Here is a 20,080-nt window from a genome sequence, read left to right as displayed (position 1 = left end):
ATGATCCTTCATAAATATATTTATTCTTTTGGCGTAGTCTTAACTACGGAATGAAATAGCAATAGATGAATAATATATTGAATGGCTCGTAAAAAGCTCTTTCTATAGTTTTGTCATTTAGTATAATGTCAACGATACGTTGAGCTTGGTGAGATAAATTATAACACGTTTTATTTTGCTTTTCCACTCGTTTGCAGTATCTTTGCACAAAAATTAGTATTTGATGAAGATATTAGGAATATTGGGCACTTTTTTACGTAAGATGTTCAGCCCGATAAAAGCCAATGCATTGTTTTTTATATTTATGTATCTGCTTGGATGTCTGTGTGCTTGGACTACGTTGCCTGACACAAAGAATGCAGAAATTTATGAAAACTTGTATTTGGAATTGTTTTTTGACCTTTTCCTACTATGTGCAATTCTATTAGCTATTCCGGTGAAAATACGTAGATGGGTCAGAATGGCTTTATGCGTGCTGCTTTATGTTGTGGCATTGGTAGACGTATATTGTTTTGTGAATTTTGATTCTACTTTAAATCCTTCTATATTAATGCTTGTTGGAGAGACTGATGGTCGTGAGGCTGGAGAGTTTCTCTCTACTTTAGTTTCTCCCGATTTGATATTCAGTAAAGTGGGATGGATACTACTTCTGATAATTGTTCATGTTTTTGTGGCTTATTTGCCTAAAATGAAGAAGATTAAATTACCAAATATAAAATGGGATGATAGATATACGCCTTATGCTGGGCTATTATGTTTGGTATTCCTTTTGTGGGGAGGTCTCAGTTCTGCACAAAATAAAATAGCTACATGGAAATTGATGTCAGGAACTAGTGTAGGTGATATAGAACATACGTTGACAGAAAATGATCATGCGGTATTATATACTCCTATCAGTAGACTTATATTCAGCATGTATGCTAATTCGTTAGCTTCAAAACAAGTTGATAAACTTGTGGCTTCAGCTAAAAGTGTAGAGATTGATAGCTGTTCTTATCGTTCTCCAAATATAGTGCTTATAATCGGTGAGAGTTATGGAAAGCGACATTCCCAACAATACGGATACTTTATGCCGACTACTCCCCGACAGATAAAGCGTGAGAAAAGTGGACTTCTTGTCCCTTTTACAGATGTAGTTGTCCCTTGGAACTTGACAAGTTTTGTTTTTAAGAATGTATTTTCAATGCATGTGGTCGGTGAGAAGGGAGAGTGGTGTGATTATCCTTTATTCCCTGAGTTGTTTAGAAAAGCTGGATACAATGTTTCTTTCCTTACAAATCAATTCTTGCCACAGGCAAAGGCCGCTGTTTACGATTTCAGTGGAGGTTTCTTCTTGAATAATCCTGAACTGAGTAAGGCTCAGTTTGATATTCGTAATGATAAACTACATGTTTTTGACGAGGATTTGCTTACTGATTATGATGATTTCGTGAAGAATGGAAAGATAAAGCCAGACGGTCATAATCTTACAATATTTCATCTTATAGGACAGCATGTAAACTATCGTACACGTTGTCCTCGTAGTCAGTTCAAATTTTTTGCTAGTAGTTATGAGGACAAGCGTCCAGAGCTAACACCCAAACAGCGTAAGGTTTTAAGCTATTACGATAATGCGGTACAATATAATGACTCTATTGTTGATCAGATTTGCAAACGTTTTGAGAATCAGGATGCGATAGTTATCTATATGCCTGATCATGGTGAAGAATGTTACGAGGATAATCGTGGTTTTATATGTAGAAACCATTCTGCTTCGATTGACTGGCCGTTGGCACATTATGAGTTTGAAATTCCATTCTGGATATATTGTTCTCCCAAATATGCCCATAGCCATCCGGAAATATTCAAAGAAATTGTGCAGGCAAGAAATCGCAGACTTATGACAGATGCATTGCCAGACATGCTTCTGTATCTTGCAGGAATTGCATCTAAAGATTATCATGATGAGTATAATATTCTTAGTGATAAATATGATGAGATGCGCCCTAGAATCTTGAAGGGTACTACCGATTATGATAAATTGCGTGACGCTTATTTAAAGAATAAGAAGAAAAAATGAACGAACAATTATTAAGTCGTACGGATTGTAATGCGATGCGCGGGTTGGCTATTATAGGTATATTCCTGCACAATTATTGCCATTGGTTAAGTCCTGTGGTTAAGGAAAACGAATACCAATATTTCCAACAGAACGTTGATGGGATGATTTCTTCTATTTGTATTCCAGATAGTCTGTTACCAATGCATATACTATCATTCCTAGGACATTATGGCGTGCCAGTGTTCTTGTTTCTCAGTGCATATGGACTTGTTATGAAGTATGAGAAAAAAAATGATGCTGTAGTGCCTCCAACGTTTAGTTTCATAAAGCGTCATTATATGAAACTGTTTAAGATGATGATCATTGGTTTCGTGGCTTTCACTATGCTCGATCTGATTACTCCTGGGGCACATAATTATAAGTTCATTGATATAGTGGCAATGATTGGCATGTTCAACAATGTTCTGCCAAAGCCTGATGATGTTATTTGGCCTGGTCCATATTGGTTTTTTGGACTTATGTTGCAATTGTATATTGTTTACAAGTTGTTCTTGTGTCGCCGCAATGGTATATTTGTTGTTTTGTTTATGGCTGTATGTTTATTTGGGCAGTTATTCTTTGATGCAGAGGGAGAAGCTCTTAATCGTTATAGATATAATTTCATGGGAGGAATGTTACCTTTTGGATTAGGCGTTCTCTATGCTCGGTATGGTCACAAAATGACGATGTGGGGATATGCTTCAATGTTTGTTGTTTCATCATTACTTGTCTGCGTACTTAGTTGCAGTTTCCTTGGATGGACATTTGTCCCAGCATTCGTTTGTACAGCGAGCATAGGTTTGGTAAAGCTTTTGAATGGCAAAGGTTTTAACTCAATTAAATCATTATTGGTTTGGATGGGAAGCATTAGTGCTGCGTTGTTTGTATGCCATCCAATAACTCGCAAGATATTTATTCCTATAAGTAAAAATGGTGATTATTATGCTGGATTTCTTTTGTATATTATTACCAGTATTTGTTTGGCTTGGCTGTTTAATGAACTAATAAAGCGAATACCATTGAAATGAAGATAAAGAATATTGAACTCGCTAATATCTCACGTTATCGTGGGGAATTGATGGGAATAGCAATGATTTTCATCTTCCTGTTTCATGTTGCCCTTCCACGCAGCAACATGTTTTTTGGTTTGCGACGTATAGGAAATATTGGTGTAGACATGTTCCTTTTTCTCAGTGGAATTGGTTTGTGGTTCTCATGGATGAAGCATCCATCATTAAAGCGCTTTTTCAAACGTCGTTATCTTCGAATTTATCCTGCCTGGCTTATTATTGCCTGCCTTTATTATATCCCTCATTTTCATGGTCATAGTTTACATGCTTGGATAGACCTTTTTGGTGATATCACTATCAACTGGGACTTTTGGTTGCACAATGAACTTAATTTCTGGTATATTCCAGCAATGATGATGCTATATTTGCTTGCGCCACCATATATGGAACTCATACGACGTCATCCTGTTTATCGCTGGCTTCCTGTAGTGATGATATTATGGTGCATACTTGTGCAGTATGTAACCCCTATTCATAATGCGGTGGGGCATATAGAGATTTTTTGGAGTCGTGTTCCTATATTCTTTATTGGAATAAACATGGGTGAAGCTGTACGCAGGAAGGATAAAATGGATGGTACTAGTATATGGCTGATATTAATGGTGTTTGTAATGACTCTTTCCGCTAGTATATTTTTAGAACAGAAACTGCACGGGCATTTCCCTTTGTATATAGAGAGAATGTTATATATTCCACTCACTATAACTACAATACTCATACTAAACCGAGTGTTCCGTAGAACCCCAAAATGGTTTAACTCTATATTCAAGTTTGTTGGCGCATTAAGTCTGGAATGCTATCTGATACATATACACTTCGTACTTGACTACTTACCAAAGGTATGGGGCTATTGGGCTACTTTTATCATCTGCGTATTGATAACGATGCCGTTGTCATGGGTGTTAAGTAAGATAGTTAATTATATATCAAACTTTATAGAAAAAAATATATGGACAACAAAGCATATTTGAAACTAATCCGTCCGAAGCAATGGATAAAGAATTTCTTTGTGATGGTGCCTTTGTTTTTTGGAGGAGAACTATTTAACTTAAAGGCTCTCATCGCTGGTGCTATAACCTTTTTTGCTTATAGTTTTGCGTCGTCGTCTATATATTGTTATAATGACATTCATGATGTAGATGATGACAGGCGTCATCCGGTAAAATCTAATCGCCCTATAGCTTCTGGTGCTGTGTCGATATTGAAGGCTTATGTAATCATGGTGTTGATGATTTTTCTATCTATGGTTTGTCTCGTGTTTTTGCCTGAAAATAATTTCGAGACAGGAGGAGTCATCCTTTTCTATTGGCTGCTGAATCTTGCTTATTGTGCTAGATTAAAGCGATATGCAATTGTGGATGTATGTATTGTGGCTTTCGGCTTCGTACTGCGTCTGTTTGCTGGTGGTTTTGCTTCTGATATCTTACTCAGTAAATGGATTGTTCTAATGACATTCCTTATAACATTGTTTATGAGCTTTGCAAAGCGACGTGATGATGTTTTGAGAATGGAGGAGACTGGCGAAGCACCACGTCATAACACAATAAGATATAACCTTACGTTTATTAATCAGGCTATTACGATAACGGCTTCAGTTACGTTAGTATGCTATATTATGTACACAGTAAGTCCTGAGGTTATAGAGAATTTCCATACAGATTATCTTTATCTCACAAGTGTGTTCGTTCTTCTTGGTTTGCTGCGCTATATACAGTTGGCTGTTGTAGACAAGGAAAGCGGTGATCCTACAAAGATTATTTTGAAAGACCATTTCACTCAATTAGTTGTCTTTGCTTGGTTGGTTTCGTTCTTGGTTATAATATATGTATTTAAGCGATGAGAGAAAAAATCTTGTTTTTTGATTTTGATGGTACGTTAACTACCAAGGATACGTTGCTTGAATTTATACTTCATTCATGTGGCAATATCAAGTTTCTATTAGGCTTCTTGCTTTATAGTCCTTTATTGATATTAATGAAATTTGGCCTATATCCAAATTGGAAGGCTAAGCAGCATGTATTCAGTCATTTCTTTTGTGGTATGAAAATAGAAGATTTCAATTTCCTTTGTAATAAGTTTGCGACAGATTGTCGGTATCTTCTTCGTCCTGAGGGTGTGAAAGAGATGGAAACAGCAATGGCAGAAGGCATAAAAATATATGTAGTAAGTGCAAGCATAGATAATTGGGTACAACCATTCTTTGAGTTTGCTAAGGTGTTGGGTACCCAGATTGAGGTGATAGATGGAATACTCACCGGACGTTTCATTAGCCCTAATTGCTATGGCATTGAAAAGGTGAGACGAATAAAACAGGTGTTGACTGAGCCTCGTTCACATTATTATATAATAGCTTATGGGGACAGCCGTGGTGATAAGGAAATGTTTGATTATGCAGATGAAACACATTTCAGACCGTTTAGATACTGATAAGCGTGAAAAGATAGGCGAGATTCTGAGATTTGGAATCGTCGGTGCTATTGCCGCATTGTTACAATACGGCGTGTATCTTATTATGCTTTTATTTATGTCCCCGGGCATAGCAAATACTATTGGATATATAATAAGTTTTATATTCAATTTCGTTGCCAGTACGCATTATACTTTCAAGGTAAAGGCTAATGCCAAACGGGGAATTGGATTTGCGTTGAGTCACGTTGTCAACTATTTATTGCAGACAGTTATGTTGCTGCTGTTTATATATATAGGTGTGCCAAAGGCTTATGCGCCTATCCCTATGTTTTGCGTCTGTGTACCAGTGAATTTCATCTTGGTGCGCTATTTTCTTACAAAAAGTTTCGTTAGATGAAAAATATTTTCAAGATAAGTAAAGAGGAACGTTGGCTCGCTTTGGGAGTCTTTTTGTATACACTAATGCTTAATGCGTTGGTGATAATAAAGTATTATGACCAGTTCACCAAACTTTCAAATAACTATCGCAGTCTGTTTGTAAAGACATTCCACATATCTGGTTTTGATCCGCTCACTTATGAAGTCGTTTCCAAGTGGACTACATCCTATAATATACATCGTCATCCTTTGTTGGCGTTCTTTATGTATATTCCCAATCAAATAAATCAAGCATTGATTATGTTGACAGGGCATAACTGTGTGCAGTTTGTTGTAGCAGCTATTTTAGTGTTCTGTGCATTCTATTCATTCATATTTTTATATAGAATATTCCGTGAAGTGATAGAGTTGCAACGCTTTGATGCATCCGCTTTGGCTATATTCACATTTTCATTTGCCTACGTAATGGTAGCGTCAATGGTGCCCGATCATTTCATTATGTCAATGTTCATGTTGATGACAACATTGTATATAAGTGGTTTGAAGATGAAAAAACATTTGCCACTGTCTAGGTGGCAGACCGTACTATTGTTTATATTTACGGCAGGCGTTTCTCTGAGCAATGGTGTTAAGACTTTTCTAGCTAGTATGTTTACTAATGGAAAACGTTTCTTTCGTCCTTTAAACATCATTCTTGTTGTTGTCGTTCCTTCTGCACTTATATGGGTGTTCTCCAATTACGAATATCAAATTTTCGAGTACCCACGTTGGCATTCTCGTCAAGTAGCTAAGTTAAGACTGGATGAGAAACATAAGAAAAAAGTGTATCAGATGTATAAGGATACTGCTCATACAAGTGATTCTGCAGAGATAGCCTTTGGCGTAAACAATATATTGAAAAGACAGGCTGTGGATGCGTATCGTAAAAAACAGCAAAGTCCTAACGTCGCTCATCAAGGCGAACCAATAGCCAAGGGGGAATATATTAGTTGGACTGATATTTCTACTCCTCGTACAATGACCGCCGTTGAAAATCTTTTTGGTGAATCAATCCTATTGCATCAGAACTATCTCTTGGGCGATACGCTTACGGGTAGACCTATTATTGTACATTATAGATGGGTATTTAATTATGTTGTTGAAGGTATTATCTTGCTACTTTTTGCATTAGGCTTATTCTGTGGAAGAAAAAATAAGTTTATGTGGATGGCGGTGTCCTTTATGGCATTTGATATGCTACTGCATTTAGGATTAGGTTTTGGCATAAACGAAATTTATATAATGAGTGCGCATTGGGCTTTCGTTATAACGATAGTGATAGCTTGTCTTGCTAAAAAGTTGAATGACAGAAAACTTGTGGCGTTCCGCACGTTGATATGTTGTCTTGCTGCATACTTGCTTATTTATAACACCGCGCTAATAGTGGAATACCTCACAATACTTTAATTGTTTATGAAAAAAAACAACGACATAAATTACACAAGGACAATATTGATATTGTTGGTGATATTGGTACATATAGTACCTTTTACCACCTTGCACCCGCAATTAAAAGCTGCAATACTTTCATTCATGATGCCTACTTTCCTGCTCATTACAGGTTATCTAGTAAACATCAATAAAAGCTTACGTAAATTCTCAATTTATTATCTTGGCATACTTGTTCCTTATGTTGTGATGAGTGTAGCTTATTCAGTTGTTTCTTATTATATGCCAGTACGTGATGGTATACATGAATTGTCAGTAAGTATTATTCTTGATAAGGTGTTGATAACATCTATTGGCCCTTATTGGTTTCTTCATACGATGTTGATTTGTGGACTGCTGTATTATATATGTTTCGCAATTCCATTACGCAGGGAGTATAAGATAGAGCGCTTGATAGTTTTTGGAATATCATTGCTTCTGTTATCATTGTTCACTCCTTTGCAATCATTAAAGATAAGTTCGTTTTATTTCATTGGTGTTTTACTTAGACAGACCGATTGTGATTTCGATAAGGTGTTTTATAAGTCACCACTATCATTGATCCCGTTCTGCATATTGGTATCTGATAAATCTTTTTATGATTGGGGACTGATCACGGTAATAGTAATGGTTTATTGCTTCATCTCTTTTTCTTCATGGCTTTATGGTTACATCAAGGATAAGAACGTCAATAAATATGTTATTATGATAGGAATGAATACATTCCCAATATATATATTCCATCCTGTATTCACAATGGCAGCCAAATTCTATAAACCTTGGTTGGCTTTTGATGCGTCTGGTTGGTTGTTGGCAATCATTACGATAGTCATTGCCATATCAGGAAGCCTCGTTATGGCGTGGATTTTAGACAAGACCAAGACTTGCTACTTGTTAGGAAAGGAAAGTATATTGAGATTATAATCAATAGCTTAATTTCATAATCTATTGTTGCAATAGATAAACATTAAATTGATGAATATATTTAAAATACATAAAGAGGAGCGTTGGATAGCACTACTTACATTGTTGTTTTTATTATGCTTAAATTGGATGCTTATATCCAATTATCCTGATAGCTTTACTAGAGGGGGAACTCTTGGTTATTGGTCTATATTTTCTCAAAACTTTCGTGTGTCTGGTTACGATTGCTGGTCATATATCATGCTTTCAAATCTTCACATACATTTTGAAACTACCCGCCATCCTTTGTTCCTGTCAATATTATATCCACTATATTTGCTGAATCATACTATGATGTGGCTGTTTGGATCTAATTTTGCTGTTTATATCATGGCGCTATTACTCCTTTTCTGTTCAATATATTCGGTGCTGTTTATGTATAGAATATTTAGGCAGATATTAGAACTTCGCAAGTTCGATGCTTTCATGTTTACAGCAATGTTCTTGGGCATAGCTCATGTTATGGTTGCAATGATCGTGCCCGATCATTTCGTTATTTCTCTCCTTCTGCTTACAATGACTTTATATATAGCAGGACTGAAAATAAAGAATAAAAGTAATTTTAAATTGTGGCAGATCTCTGTGTTGTTTTTTGTTACCAGTGGAGTTACATTGACAAATGGTGCAAAGACATTGCTCACGGCTTTGTTCGTTAACGGCAAGAAATATCTAAGTCCTAAATCAATTGCCTTAACTGTATTCCTTCCGCTTGTATTACTATTGGGTGTGTATTGGTTTCAATACAATGTGTTTGAAGTTCCACAGAAGCAAGTAATACATAAGATAGAAAAGAGCAATAAAGAGAAAAAGCGTGATGAGGTTGCCAAACATAATGCTGTCAGAGATAAGTGGATTAGCGAGCATACTGGCAGACCATTGAGCGGTGCACCTTTACTCAATTTGACTGATGCGACTACTCCTCGTGTGGAGACAATTGTTGAAAATCTATTTGGAGAATCAATACAATTACATCAGGGGCATCTTTTACAGGATCTATCTTTCACGCGTCCTATGTTTGTTAAATATAATCATTGGTTTAACTATGCGTTTGAGGCGATAATCGTAGTCATGTTTGCTTTCTCTCTATGGCGTGGTCGCAATGTTAAGTTGTTGCGCATGTGCATGGCTTGGTTTGCGATAGATATCATACTTCATCTGGTATTAGGTTTCGGCATCACCGAAGTTTATATAATGTCGTCTGATTGGATATTTATTATTCCACTGGCATTCGCTACATGGATGCACCTTTCTGATGACAGGCATAAAATAGCATTGCGCATCGTTTGCTCATGTATTACTCTATATCTTCTGTTGTGGAATACTAGTCTTCTGGTTAGTTACCTCACTACTCCTTTTGATAAGATTCCTAAGTTCTAGAGTAATCCGAAATTTTTTATTTGTTACGATGAAATATGTAGTTCATACATTCATCCAGCATCTTAACTTTGGCAAGTTTCATTACAGTGAAATATATTAAGACTGACAATATCATTTTGATGATCAGTCTTAATACCATACTGTCAACGAATGACGCAATGAAATATGTTATCGACATCACTGCTAGTGCTGAAATAAAGAATGGAAATATATCCTTCAGCGTGTCTATATATTTCAGACCGATAAGTTTGTGTGCATAGTATTGCCATACGACTACCCAACCGATATTAAGAACAGAGTAGCCCGCAATCATTATCACAATGCCTAGTTTGGCTAGAGCTACAATCAATACGATTGAGCTCAATAGCAAACCTATGTTTCCCCAAAGATATAAATCAGAGCGTCCTTTGCTTATTATCAGGTTTTGAAACGTACCGTGTAAAGGCAGAAAAGCTCCGCTGATACATAGAATCTGAAGTAGGAATACACTTTCTGCCCATTTACTTCCTATCGCCAAAATAATGAATTCTTGCGATATTATGGCAAGTCCGAACATGACGGGGAATGAAAGGAATGCCGTGAATCTTACCATTTTGCGAAACACGTTGCGTAGTCTTTCCTTATCATCGTCTATGGATGAAAATACAGGTTGTGCCACTTGTGCCACTGTTCCTGAAACCAAAGAATAGGCTTTGTTGTTCCAACTGTTAGCCTGAGAAAAATTACCTACAGCCTGAACAGGAAACAATCTTCCGAAGATTACAATAAGGATGTTGTTGCTTACAGTGTTTATGATAGATGTAAACATTATCTTGCAACTGAATCCAAACATCTTTCTTACAGGTTTGAAGTCAATATGTATTGATGGACGCCAAGGTATATACATAAATTTTCCAAGGCTTGTTATCAGTACATATATAATCTGCTGCCACACAATACTCCAATAAGCCATACCGTTAAGAGCCATTACTATTCCTACAATTCCAGATGCTACCAGTGCCTGAATACGAATCATTGTTGCTTCCTTCACTTTTAGACTCTTGAAAAGATAAGCCTGTGGAACAATTCCTATTGCTGATAAGGGTATTGTTATGAAAGATACTCTTGAGAGTGCCACAATTTCTGGTTGCTTGTAGTAAAATGAAATAAGTGGAGAACAGAAGAATAGTATGATGTATAATGATGTTCCCATAAGTAATGAAAACCAGAATACTGAATTATAATCATTGTCTTCTGTCTTTTTCATGTTTACCAGTGCCGAGGTAAAGCCACTCTCCTGTATTGCTCCAGCTACGGCTGGAAATATAGCAAGCATGCCAACTAGTGCATAGTCTTTTGGTGAAAGAAGACGAGCTGTTATAATACCAAATAGCGCACCCAGAACCTGCATGCTACCATTGTTCATCGCTCCCCATAATATACCTGTGGCAGTTTTCTCTTTTAATGTCTTCATTGTGAATAACAACCTTTTATCGTGATATAATCAAGATTGTATATGCAAATTTAGTATTAAAAGGTGGATAATCAAAGAAAAAACATTATTTTTGCAAATAAAATCTGAATGAAAGTATACTATTATCATACAATAGACATACGTAATGTTTACCAACAATGGCGTAAAGGAACGTTCCCTGGGCATTTCCTCTATGGTGCTACCCATCTGCGTAATGAGGGAATTGATGTTGTCATGCATCAGCCCATACGACCTAAACAGCGTTGGAAACTTTCATTGCATACAGCTTTTAAAATCCTTACTTGCCATGAGCATTATGATGCCATCTATGCTACTACATTCCGTGGACTTGAGATCATCATTTTTCTTAGGGCTTTAGGTCTCTTCCCCCATCCTGTTTGCGTGTGGCATCATCAGCCGGTGGTAAAGGCAAAAAGTTTCTTTCGTGAGATGATTGCCCGATTATTTTATAAGGGCATTGATCAGATATTTTTCTTTTCAGATAAAATCATACAAGACTCTTTACATTCTGTTAAGGCAAAGCGTGAACGCATGCATGTCGTAAGGTGGGGTGCTGATTTGAAATACTATGATGCGCTATTAAATGACTTTGATAAGAGCTCACGTTCTGGATTTATTTCAACAGGAAAGGAAATGCGCGACATGCCTACGTTGATAGGTGCTTTCAATCACACGTCTGCGCCTCTTGATATATATTCGTGTAGAGAATATCTTGGCAAAAACTATGAACGCATGTTTGCCGAGATGGAGGTTCATGATAATATAAATATTCATTTTATTGGAGGCTTGGCTCATGCTGAAATGAGTAAACTGGTCAATAAGTCACAATGTGTGGTAATATGTTGTTTCCCCACAAATTATACAGTTGGTCTTACTACCGTTGTTGAGGCTCTGGCACTTGGCATTCCTCTTATTTGTACTAAGAATTTGCAGATGCCAATGGATATTGATCATGAACATTGTGGAATGACCGTAGAGCCTGGTGACATGGATGGATGGGAAAAAGCAGTGAATTATATTGCTGAAAATCCTGATGTAGCATCTGATATGGGACGCCGTGGCAGAGAATTAGCAGAGAAAGTCTATAATCTTGACAATTGCGCTAAAGATGTATCGGCAGTCTTGAAAACATTAATAAAAAAATGATGAAGGTATTCAATACAGGAGAGACGCAGGAAAGTCTGCGTCAGGAATATAACCCTGATGGTTCGGTTCTTCGCCGTGGTCAGCTGCGTATGCTCGATATGCTTATCTATTTGCAGGATGTCTGTAAAAACATAGGCATACCGTGTCGCATTGATGGTGGAAATGTGCTTGGAGCATTGCGTCATGGCGGCTTTATTCCTTGGGATGATGATATAGATGTTGTAGTGAGCTATTCTGATTACAATAGATTGTGCAGATATCTCATTGAGCATCCTCATCCGCAGTATGTGCTACAAAGCAATGAGACTGATCCTGGTCATTATAAAGAATGGGCATGCTTACGTGACCTTAAAAGTGAACATATAAGCAGTGACGCTCAAAGTGAAAGAGAAAGCCGCTCACATAAGATTCAGAAGTTCCGTGGACTTCATATTGATATATTTCCTTACGAAGGTTATATGATACCTTGGCTTCAGCACTTTGCCGCTAAACTTTCATGTGTTGTCAACTTTGACTTGGCTGGAAGATTTCCTCGTATGGCACAAGCTGGATATAATGTCCTGCATTATGCAGTGTTTCCTCTGTTCCGTGTGATAGGTCATATCTTTGGTAATCCTGATTTGTATATGCATTCTTATGGAGCGTGGTTCTATGAGCGCAATCCAAAGCGCATCATGATACCGCATAAAGACATCGTCTTTGAGGGACATACTTTTGAGGGACCTGCTGATCCTGAGGAACTCTGTCGCATCGCATACGGAAATTATATGGATCTACCACCACATGACAAGCGAGATCGACATAAAGTAGAAATCGTGTTTCATGATTAATAATAAATAAGACTATGAATATTGCTGTAATTTTTGCAGGAGGTTCTGGATTGAGAATGCACACGAAGTCTCGTCCAAAACAGTTTCTTGATCTTAATGGCAAGCCTATAATTATTTATACGCTGGAGCTTTTCGATAATCATCCTCAGATAGATGCTATCGTAATTTCTTGTATAGAGAGTTGGATTCCTTTCTTGGAAAAGATGCTTCGTAAGTTTGAGATAAACAAGGTCGTGAAGATTGTTCCCGGTGGAGATTCAGGACAGGATTCTATTTATAATGGCTTGTGTGCTGCCGAGGATATTGCTGGTGGGAAGGATGTCACAGTGTTGATACACGATGGTGTACGACCACTCATCAGCGAAGATACGATTACCGATAATATCAAAAAGGTTAATGAGTGCGGTACTTGTATCACATGTGTGCCTGCTACAGAAACTTTTATTGTGAAGCAGCCCGATGATACATTGGAAATACCTTCTCGTGGAAATTCATTGATAGCTCGTGCACCACAAAGTTTTCATCTTACCGATATAATCGGTGCCCATCGCAGAGCATTGGCTGAAGGAAGACATGATTTCATCGATTCATGTACAATGATGAGCTATTATGGTTATAAGTTGGGTACGATAATCGGACCGATGGAAAATATAAAGATTACAACTCCTACTGATTTCTTTGTGCTTCGTGCTATGGTCAAGGTGCATGAAGATCAACAGATATTTGGACTTTAGAAATATGAATATAATAGAGAAACGTGATATCGACAACTTTGCCGGAATGTTTCCGCTTGCCGAGATGTTAAGAGAGCGTAGGTTTGTCATTACAGGCGCTACCGGATTGTTGGGTGCATGTATGGTAAAGTGCCTTTTGGCTCTAAATAAAAGATATTCACTTGATTTGCATGTCACAAGTGTGGTGAGGAGTAAGGAAAAGGCTCTTCGCATCTTTGGAGAAGAAACAGCCTGCCACGACTTCTATATATATGACTTCGCGTCATCAGAATCTTTCAGTCCTTGTGATGAGGCTGATTATATAGTTCATTTCGCCAGTCCCACAGCTTCAAGATATTTTCTTGAATATCCTGTCGAGACTATAATAACAGGAATACGTGGCACAGAGAAAGTGCTTGAATATGCGTTTTCACATTCCGTTAAGTCCATGGCATACATCTCTTCTCTTGAAGTTTATGGAACTGTTTATGATGATACGACCCCGTTGACAGAAGATCAGCAGGGATACATCAATCCTATTGATGCCCGCAGCAGTTATCCTATTGGTAAGCGTGCTGCCGAATGTCTTTGTCATGCTTATGCTGTTGAAAAGTCATTACCGGTGCGTATAGCCCGACTTGCTCAGACGTTTGGTTCTGGTGTCTCTAAAGATGACAATAGGGTGTTTGCCCAGTTTGCCCGCAGCATCATCTCTGGTAGCGATATCATATTGCATACAACAGGAGAACTTAGTAGATGTTATTGCTATACAATAGATGCCATAAGTTCTATACTCTATATATTATTGAAGGGAAAAGACGGTGATGCCTATAATGTGGCCAACGAAGATACATATATTTCCATTGTTGACATGGCACGTTACCTTTGCACGGAATTCAATTCTGACGTAAAACCTGTTATTGAGTTAAAGGAAGGAATGGGTTATTCGCCTGTCACCAAGTTGAGACTGTCAACAGAGAAGATGCGTTCTCTTGGTTGGACTCCGATGTACAGCATGCACGACATGTTTGCCAACCTTATCGAATCGTTAAGAGCTGATTTGTAATGAAAAATATATTTGCCAGAGTTTATGACACCCTTTTTAATGTCTGCAACAAGCGTGACTTGGAAAAGTGGGATGTTGCGCCTGAATCAGACAAAAACATATATGGAGTGTATCATGTGTATTGTGATACCGATTGGGAAAGATTGGTTATTAAGCAGATTGAAAACCTTAAAAACAGTGGACTCTTTGATGCTACTACAACGTTTTATGTAAGTTGCATCACGAGTAAAGATAGTGATGTTGATAAGCTGAAGGAGATTGTTGGTAGTGATAAACTACAGATAATATCCGTTACAGATAATCCGTGCAGATATGAATATCCTGCATTGGAATATGTAAGACAGATAAGCGCTGCAGAAGATTGCATGATCTATTATTTCCATACAAAGGGAATAAGCTATCAGACTTCAGATTGTACCGACCGTGCCTTCCTTTTTTTTAAGAATAAGATTGTTGCATGGTGTGAAATGATGGAGTATTTCATCTTTTTCAAATGGAATGTTGCTGTCAATGCTCTTAACTCTGGCTATGATACTTATGGTTGTTATCTATGGCCTCCAAGAAAACAGAAGATGTATTCTGGAAGCTACTGGTGGGCAAATTCTCTGTATATCAGGACACTTCCTGATTTCAGAGAAGACGTTATAGCTCATGATCGGTTTTATTCCGAAACATGGCTCTTTGAGAATATTCATAAGTTCTTCTCTGCATTTGATACAACTGCTGATTTGTATTTTGTTCGCATTTCACGTTCGTTGTATGCAAAGGGAACAACCAAAGTGGCAGATCAGTTGAGGTTTGTATTTATGTATAACTATCGAAAGATTCAGAAGCATGTCTTTGGTTATAACTACAAGAAGATATGTCAGAAGAAGTTTCAGAAACTTAAAAACATGAAGGGATGAATATTTTCTTAAGGATATATAATACTCTGTTCTGTACCATGCAGCGTCAGGATTTATCTAGATGGGAGCATCCTGTAAATACAGATATGCCGATATATGGAGTTTATCATGTGTTTTGTGCTGACGGGTGGCAGTCGTTGGTTAAGGTCCAGGTTGAACATCTGCGTAGCAGTGGGCTTCTTGATGCTACAGCGAAACTCTATGTAAGTTGTGTGGCGTTGCATGATGGCGATGTAGATATCCTTAAACAAATCGTCAATAGCGATAAGTTGGAAATAATATCGGCTGTCGACAATCCTAGAGTCTTTGAGTATCCTGCATTGGAATTCCTTCGTGAAAAAGCTGAGAAAGAAGATAGTCTATTCTATTATTTCCATACCAAGGGTGTTTCTTTTTTCACAGATAAGCGCAAAGATCATTGTTTTGCCAAATTCAAGCGCAGAGTTGATGCGTGGAGAATACTTATGGAATATTTCCTCATGGATAAATGGCAGGCCGCCGCAAACGTACTTCTTGATGGATATGATACTTATGGATGTTACCGATATCCCCCCAAACCTGCACCTTACATAATGTACGCAGGTAACTTCTGGTGGGCAACTTCCAAGTATATACGTAGCTTGCCACATCTTGACATCAGTGGAGATATTACAGATCGTTTCTTGGCTGAAAGATGGTTATATAAAGCACACCCTCATGATTTTAGTGCCTTTGATACAATTGCCCTTCTGTATCGTGTATATCTGCCACCTGTTTTTTATCAAACCAACTCTAAACCAATACTTCCATTACTGAAATTTGTATTTAGATATAATGTAGTGAAGATAAGGAAAAATATCTTCAAATATAACTATGATAATCATCTAAATAGAAAATATCAGAAATCTTAAATCATATCCGATAGATCATTTTCCTTTGGCTTAATTTAGTTAACTATTTAAAATATAGTTAATTAACTATAAATTCAAGGATTGAGCCATGCTCTTGCATCATGAAGTAAGAATAAAATATGTACCTTTGCACACCGATTACAGGGGCGACTCTTAGAAACCCCAGTAGTGCAATGGTGTTAATAGCTTTACTTTTGGCCGAGTATCGCAGTTAGTGAATCTATTGCACGGCAGAGCAAAAGCTTTGGATGGTCTCTTTTAGACTGGAGGCGCCGAGAGGTCTCTGTTATAATAATGTAATTAAACGTTTTTTAGTAGTAAAATTTAATTTTAAAAATGGACACTTTAAGTTACAAGACTATTTCCGCTAATAAGGAAACAGCTAAGAAAGAGTGGGTCGTAGTTGATGCCAGCGATCAGATTGTAGGTCGCCTTTGCTCTAAAGTAGCTAAGCTGCTTCGCGGAAAGTACAAACCAAACTTCACACCTCACTGTGATTGTGGTGACAATGTAATCATTATCAATGCCGCTAAGGTAGTTTTCTCTGGTAAGAAGGAAACTGATAAAGTTTACACACGTTATACTGGTTACCCTGGTGGTCAGCGTTTTAATACACCTGCTGAGCTTCGTACTCGCAAGGATGGTGTAGATAAAATGGTTCGCCACGCAGTAAAGGGTATGCTTCCTAAGGGACGCCTTGGTCGTGCTCTTATGGATAACCTTTATGTATTCGATGGTACAGAGCATGATAAGACTGCTCAGAAGCCAAAGTCAATCGATATTAATCAGTATAAATAATTAAGTAAGATGGAAGTAATTAATGCAATTGGTCGCCGTAAGAATGCGGTAGCTCGTGTATACCTTTCTGAAGGTACAGGCAAGATCACTATAAATAAGAAAGATTTAACAGAATTCTTTCCATCAGCTATACTTCAGTATGTTGTTAAGCAACCTTTACAGTTGATGGAAGCTGAAGGAAAATACGACATCAAGGCTAATCTTAACGGTGGTGGTTTTACAGGTCAGAGCCAGGCTCTTCGTCTTGCTATTGCCCGTGCACTTGTTAAGATTGATGCTGATGACAAGAAAAAGTTGAAGGATGCAGGATTCCTTACACGTGACAGTCGTTCTGTTGAGCGTAAGAAACCAGGTCAGCCAGGAGCTCGTCGTCGCTTCCAGTTCAGTAAGCGTTAATCCAACTGAACTATCCTGTTTAGTATCTAAATCGAATAGATCTGTCCTTCGGGCGGCTACTATCCGACTGATTCTAATGAGAATTAAAAAAGAAAGTAAACATTTAAATTAGGAAAAAATGTCAAGAACAAATTTTGACCAGTTACTCCAGGCAGGTTGCCACTTTGGTCACCTTCGTCGTAAGTGGAATCCATCTATGGCTCCTTATATCTTTATGGAGCGTAATGGTATTCATATCATAGACCTTAACAAAACTGTAGCTAAAGTTGATGAGGCTGCAGAGGCTCTTAAGGCAATCGCTAAATCAGGTAAGAAAATCCTGTTCGTCGCTACTAAAAAACAGGCTAAGGAAATCGTAGCCGATAAGGCCGCTTCAGTAAACATGCCATTCGTAAACGAGCGTTGGGCAGGTGGTATGCTGACTAACTTCCCTACTATCCGTAAGGCAGTTAAAAAAATGACGAACATCGATAAACTGATGAACGACGGTACATTCTCTAACCTATCAAAGCGTGAGTTGTTGCAGATTACTCGTCAGCGTGCTAAGCTTGAAAAGAACCTTGGTTCTATCGCAGACCTTACTCGCCTACCAAGCGCACTCTTCGTTGTAGACGTAATGGTAGAGAATATCGCTGTTAAGGAAGCTAACCGCCTGGGTATCCCTGTATTCGGTATCGTTGATACTAATTCAGATCCTAAGAACATAAACTTCGTTATCCCAGCTAATGATGACGCTAAGGACAGTGTTGAGACTATCTTGACAGCTGTTTGTGGTGCTATCGCTGAGGGTCTTGAGGAGCGTAAGGCTGAAAAGGCTGACGAAAAGGCTGCTGCAGAGCAGTCTGAGGAAGCTGGTGAAGGCAAGAAGCGCACTCGTAAGGCTCGCAAGGACGAGGCTGCTCCAGCAAAGGAAACAGAGGCTGCTGCTCCTGCAAAGGAAGAAGAAGCTGCTCCTGCTGCTGAATAATTAAATAGGGTCTTATAGGATTTTGATAGGATCTATAAGACCCTAATAAAATCATATAAGACCCTATCACGTTTTTTTAGAACTTTATTTTATTAAAGAAAATCAATATTATGGCTATTTCTATTGAAGATATTAAGAAGCTTCGCGCCATGACAGGTGCAGGTCTTGCTGACGTAAAGAAAGCTCTCACAGAGGCTGAAGGCGATTTTGACAAGGCTAAGGACTTACTTCGTGAGCGTGGCTTGGCTATTGCTGCTAAGCGTTCTGATCGTGAGACATCTAATGGTTGTGTTCTTGTAAAGAGCGTTGACGGTTTTGCAGCTATGGTTGCTGTAAAGTGTGAAACAGACTTCGTTGCTGCTGGTAAGGATTTCGTAGAACTTGTTGAGAATATCCTTGATGCTGCTATCGCTGCAAAGGCTAAGACTATCGATGAGGTTAAGACTTTGAAACTTGCTAATGGTGATGAGGCAGACACTGCTGTTCAGCATCGTTCAGGTATATCTGGTGAGAAGATGGAGATTGATGGTTACAACTTCCTTGAAGGTGATAACATCGCTGTATACGATCACATGGGTAAGCACACTCTTGCAACAATGGTTCAGTTGAGCGCTAACAACGATGAGGCTGGTCATAAGGTTGCTATGCAGGTTGCAGCTATGCGTCCTGTAGCTCTTGACGAGACTTCTGTTCCTCAGGCTGTTAAAGACGAGGAGTTGAAGGTAGCTATCGAGAAGACTAAGGAAGAGCAGGTTGAGAAGGCTGTTGTTGCAGCTCTTAAGAAGGCTGGTCTTAATCCTAACCTCGTTGACTCAGAAGAGCATATCGAGAGCAACATCAACAAGGGTTGGTTGACACAGGAAGAGGCTGACAAGGCAAAGCAGATTAGCGAAGCTACTGCTGCTGAGAAGACAGCTAATCTTAACGAAACAATGATTCAAAACATTGCTAAAGGTCGTATGGCTAAGTTCTTCAAGGATAACTGCCTTGTAGATCAGGAGTTCCAGTTCGGCGATGGTGATAAGATTAGTGTTCAGGATTGGCTTAAGGCACAGGGTGGTCTTTCTATCCTTGCTTACAAGCGCTTTACACTTTCTGCTGAGTAATATTCCCTTTGTGGATAAATATATAAAGAGTCGGAATTATTTCCG

At 38.2% G+C, this 20,080-nt stretch carries 20 protein-coding genes; 19 read left to right on the top strand and 1 reads right to left on the bottom strand.

Annotated features, from left to right (window positions below):
• Positions 1-223: 223 nt before the first annotated feature.
• From HEQ28_RS08745 to HEQ28_RS08705, 9 genes are read left to right on the top strand one after another with little or no spacing between them, the layout of a single operon-like run.
• Positions 224-2,059, top strand: a complete 1,836-nt coding sequence (locus HEQ28_RS08745) for a phosphoethanolamine transferase (RefSeq protein ID WP_434501876.1) — start codon at positions 224-226, stop codon at positions 2,057-2,059.
• Positions 2,056-3,108 (top strand): acyltransferase family protein, encoded by a 1,053-nt coding sequence (locus HEQ28_RS08740; RefSeq protein ID WP_434501875.1) that lies wholly within the window; start codon positions 2,056-2,058, stop codon positions 3,106-3,108. The genes HEQ28_RS08745 and HEQ28_RS08740 overlap by 4 nt, the downstream gene beginning before the upstream one ends.
• On the top strand, positions 3,105-4,121 hold the full coding sequence (locus tag HEQ28_RS08735; RefSeq protein WP_434501874.1) for an acyltransferase family protein: 1,017 nt from the start codon (positions 3,105-3,107) through the stop codon (positions 4,119-4,121). The genes HEQ28_RS08740 and HEQ28_RS08735 overlap by 4 nt, the downstream gene beginning before the upstream one ends.
• Positions 4,100-4,990 (top strand): decaprenyl-phosphate phosphoribosyltransferase, encoded by an 891-nt coding sequence (locus tag HEQ28_RS08730; protein ID WP_434501873.1) that lies wholly within the window; start codon positions 4,100-4,102, stop codon positions 4,988-4,990. The genes HEQ28_RS08735 and HEQ28_RS08730 overlap by 22 nt, the downstream gene beginning before the upstream one ends.
• Positions 4,987-5,577, top strand: coding sequence for an HAD family hydrolase (locus HEQ28_RS08725; RefSeq protein ID WP_434501872.1), 591 nt, complete (start codon positions 4,987-4,989; stop codon positions 5,575-5,577). The genes HEQ28_RS08730 and HEQ28_RS08725 overlap by 4 nt, the downstream gene beginning before the upstream one ends.
• Positions 5,546-5,956, top strand: coding sequence for a GtrA family protein (locus HEQ28_RS08720; RefSeq protein WP_434501871.1), 411 nt, complete (start codon positions 5,546-5,548; stop codon positions 5,954-5,956). The genes HEQ28_RS08725 and HEQ28_RS08720 overlap by 32 nt, the downstream gene beginning before the upstream one ends.
• The gene (locus tag HEQ28_RS08715; RefSeq protein ID WP_434501870.1) at positions 5,953-7,383 is read left to right on the top strand and encodes a DUF6080 domain-containing protein; all 1,431 of its coding nucleotides are present in this window, start codon (positions 5,953-5,955) and stop codon (positions 7,381-7,383) included. The genes HEQ28_RS08720 and HEQ28_RS08715 overlap by 4 nt, the downstream gene beginning before the upstream one ends.
• Positions 7,384-7,389: 6 nt before the next feature.
• Positions 7,390-8,328 (top strand): acyltransferase family protein, encoded by a 939-nt coding sequence (locus HEQ28_RS08710; protein ID WP_434501869.1) that lies wholly within the window; start codon positions 7,390-7,392, stop codon positions 8,326-8,328.
• A gap of 51 nt (positions 8,329-8,379) precedes the next feature.
• Positions 8,380-9,744: a DUF6080 domain-containing protein gene (locus tag HEQ28_RS08705; RefSeq protein WP_434501868.1), complete on the top strand. Its 1,365-nt coding sequence runs from the start codon at positions 8,380-8,382 to the stop codon at positions 9,742-9,744.
• Between the two features lie 16 nt (positions 9,745-9,760).
• On the opposite strand, the gene HEQ28_RS08700 is transcribed toward HEQ28_RS08705, so the two are convergent.
• A complete protein-coding gene (locus tag HEQ28_RS08700; protein ID WP_434501867.1) occupies positions 9,761-11,197 on the bottom strand; it encodes a lipopolysaccharide biosynthesis protein in 1,437 nt (478 codons plus the stop codon).
• 108 nt (positions 11,198-11,305) lie between these two features.
• On the opposite strand from HEQ28_RS08700, the gene HEQ28_RS08695 reads away from it, so the two are divergent.
• The 10 genes from HEQ28_RS08695 (at position 11,306) to tsf (ending at position 20,035) form a co-directional block, all read left to right on the top strand.
• Positions 11,306-12,364, top strand: coding sequence for a glycosyltransferase family 4 protein (locus HEQ28_RS08695; RefSeq protein ID WP_434501866.1), 1,059 nt, complete (start codon positions 11,306-11,308; stop codon positions 12,362-12,364).
• Positions 12,361-13,194, top strand: a complete 834-nt coding sequence (locus HEQ28_RS08690; RefSeq protein WP_434501865.1) for a LicD family protein — start codon at positions 12,361-12,363, stop codon at positions 13,192-13,194. The genes HEQ28_RS08695 and HEQ28_RS08690 overlap by 4 nt, the downstream gene beginning before the upstream one ends.
• A 14-nt stretch (positions 13,195-13,208) precedes the next feature.
• Positions 13,209-13,928, top strand: coding sequence for an IspD/TarI family cytidylyltransferase (locus HEQ28_RS08685; protein ID WP_434501864.1), 720 nt, complete (start codon positions 13,209-13,211; stop codon positions 13,926-13,928).
• Positions 13,929-13,932: 4 nt separating this feature from the next.
• On the top strand, positions 13,933-14,973 hold the full coding sequence (locus HEQ28_RS08680; protein WP_434501863.1) for an NAD-dependent epimerase/dehydratase family protein: 1,041 nt from the start codon (positions 13,933-13,935) through the stop codon (positions 14,971-14,973).
• A complete protein-coding gene (locus tag HEQ28_RS08675; protein WP_434501862.1) occupies positions 14,973-15,878 on the top strand; it encodes a hypothetical protein in 906 nt (301 codons plus the stop codon). Before HEQ28_RS08680 ends, HEQ28_RS08675 begins: the two co-directional genes overlap by 1 nt.
• Positions 15,875-16,768 (top strand): hypothetical protein, encoded by an 894-nt coding sequence (locus HEQ28_RS08670; protein WP_434501861.1) that lies wholly within the window; start codon positions 15,875-15,877, stop codon positions 16,766-16,768. The genes HEQ28_RS08675 and HEQ28_RS08670 overlap by 4 nt, the downstream gene beginning before the upstream one ends.
• A gap of 336 nt (positions 16,769-17,104) precedes the next feature.
• A complete protein-coding gene (gene rplM, locus HEQ28_RS08665) occupies positions 17,105-17,566 on the top strand; it encodes a 50S ribosomal protein L13 (protein WP_434501860.1) in 462 nt (153 codons plus the stop codon).
• Between the two features lie 9 nt (positions 17,567-17,575).
• Positions 17,576-17,962, top strand: a complete 387-nt coding sequence (gene rpsI, locus HEQ28_RS08660; RefSeq protein ID WP_018462964.1) for a 30S ribosomal protein S9 — start codon at positions 17,576-17,578, stop codon at positions 17,960-17,962.
• 118 nt (positions 17,963-18,080) lie between these two features.
• Positions 18,081-18,929, top strand: a complete 849-nt coding sequence (gene rpsB, locus HEQ28_RS08655) for a 30S ribosomal protein S2 (RefSeq protein WP_434501859.1) — start codon at positions 18,081-18,083, stop codon at positions 18,927-18,929.
• Positions 18,930-19,039: 110 nt separating this feature from the next.
• The gene (gene tsf / locus HEQ28_RS08650; RefSeq protein WP_434501858.1) at positions 19,040-20,035 is read left to right on the top strand and encodes a translation elongation factor Ts; all 996 of its coding nucleotides are present in this window, start codon (positions 19,040-19,042) and stop codon (positions 20,033-20,035) included.
• The last annotated feature ends 45 nt before the right edge of the window (positions 20,036-20,080 follow it).

This window comes from Prevotella sp., assembly GCF_051059605.1.
GTDB lineage: Bacteria > Bacteroidota > Bacteroidia > Bacteroidales > Bacteroidaceae > Prevotella.
This window is presented reverse-complemented; position numbering and strand designations above follow the sequence as displayed.

Coding starts and splice junctions, on each gene's coding strand:
- HEQ28_RS08745 (WP_434501876.1), top strand. CDS start 224: ATGAAGATATTAGGAATATTGGGCACTTTTTTACGTAAGATGTTCAGC.
- HEQ28_RS08740 (WP_434501875.1), top strand. CDS start 2,056: ATGAACGAACAATTATTAAGTCGTACGGATTGTAATGCGATGCGCGGG.
- HEQ28_RS08735 (WP_434501874.1), top strand. CDS start 3,105: ATGAAGATAAAGAATATTGAACTCGCTAATATCTCACGTTATCGTGGG.
- HEQ28_RS08730 (WP_434501873.1), top strand. CDS start 4,100: ATGGACAACAAAGCATATTTGAAACTAATCCGTCCGAAGCAATGGATA.
- HEQ28_RS08725 (WP_434501872.1), top strand. CDS start 4,987: ATGAGAGAAAAAATCTTGTTTTTTGATTTTGATGGTACGTTAACTACC.
- HEQ28_RS08720 (WP_434501871.1), top strand. CDS start 5,546: ATGAAACACATTTCAGACCGTTTAGATACTGATAAGCGTGAAAAGATA.
- HEQ28_RS08715 (WP_434501870.1), top strand. CDS start 5,953: ATGAAAAATATTTTCAAGATAAGTAAAGAGGAACGTTGGCTCGCTTTG.
- HEQ28_RS08710 (WP_434501869.1), top strand. CDS start 7,390: ATGAAAAAAAACAACGACATAAATTACACAAGGACAATATTGATATTG.
- HEQ28_RS08705 (WP_434501868.1), top strand. CDS start 8,380: ATGAATATATTTAAAATACATAAAGAGGAGCGTTGGATAGCACTACTT.
- HEQ28_RS08700 (WP_434501867.1), bottom strand. CDS start 11,197: ATGAAGACATTAAAAGAGAAAACTGCCACAGGTATATTATGGGGAGCG.
- HEQ28_RS08695 (WP_434501866.1), top strand. CDS start 11,306: ATGAAAGTATACTATTATCATACAATAGACATACGTAATGTTTACCAA.
- HEQ28_RS08690 (WP_434501865.1), top strand. CDS start 12,361: ATGATGAAGGTATTCAATACAGGAGAGACGCAGGAAAGTCTGCGTCAG.
- HEQ28_RS08685 (WP_434501864.1), top strand. CDS start 13,209: ATGAATATTGCTGTAATTTTTGCAGGAGGTTCTGGATTGAGAATGCAC.
- HEQ28_RS08680 (WP_434501863.1), top strand. CDS start 13,933: ATGAATATAATAGAGAAACGTGATATCGACAACTTTGCCGGAATGTTT.
- HEQ28_RS08675 (WP_434501862.1), top strand. CDS start 14,973: ATGAAAAATATATTTGCCAGAGTTTATGACACCCTTTTTAATGTCTGC.
- HEQ28_RS08670 (WP_434501861.1), top strand. CDS start 15,875: ATGAATATTTTCTTAAGGATATATAATACTCTGTTCTGTACCATGCAG.
- rplM (WP_434501860.1), top strand. CDS start 17,105: ATGGACACTTTAAGTTACAAGACTATTTCCGCTAATAAGGAAACAGCT.
- rpsI (WP_018462964.1), top strand. CDS start 17,576: ATGGAAGTAATTAATGCAATTGGTCGCCGTAAGAATGCGGTAGCTCGT.
- rpsB (WP_434501859.1), top strand. CDS start 18,081: ATGTCAAGAACAAATTTTGACCAGTTACTCCAGGCAGGTTGCCACTTT.
- tsf (WP_434501858.1), top strand. CDS start 19,040: ATGGCTATTTCTATTGAAGATATTAAGAAGCTTCGCGCCATGACAGGT.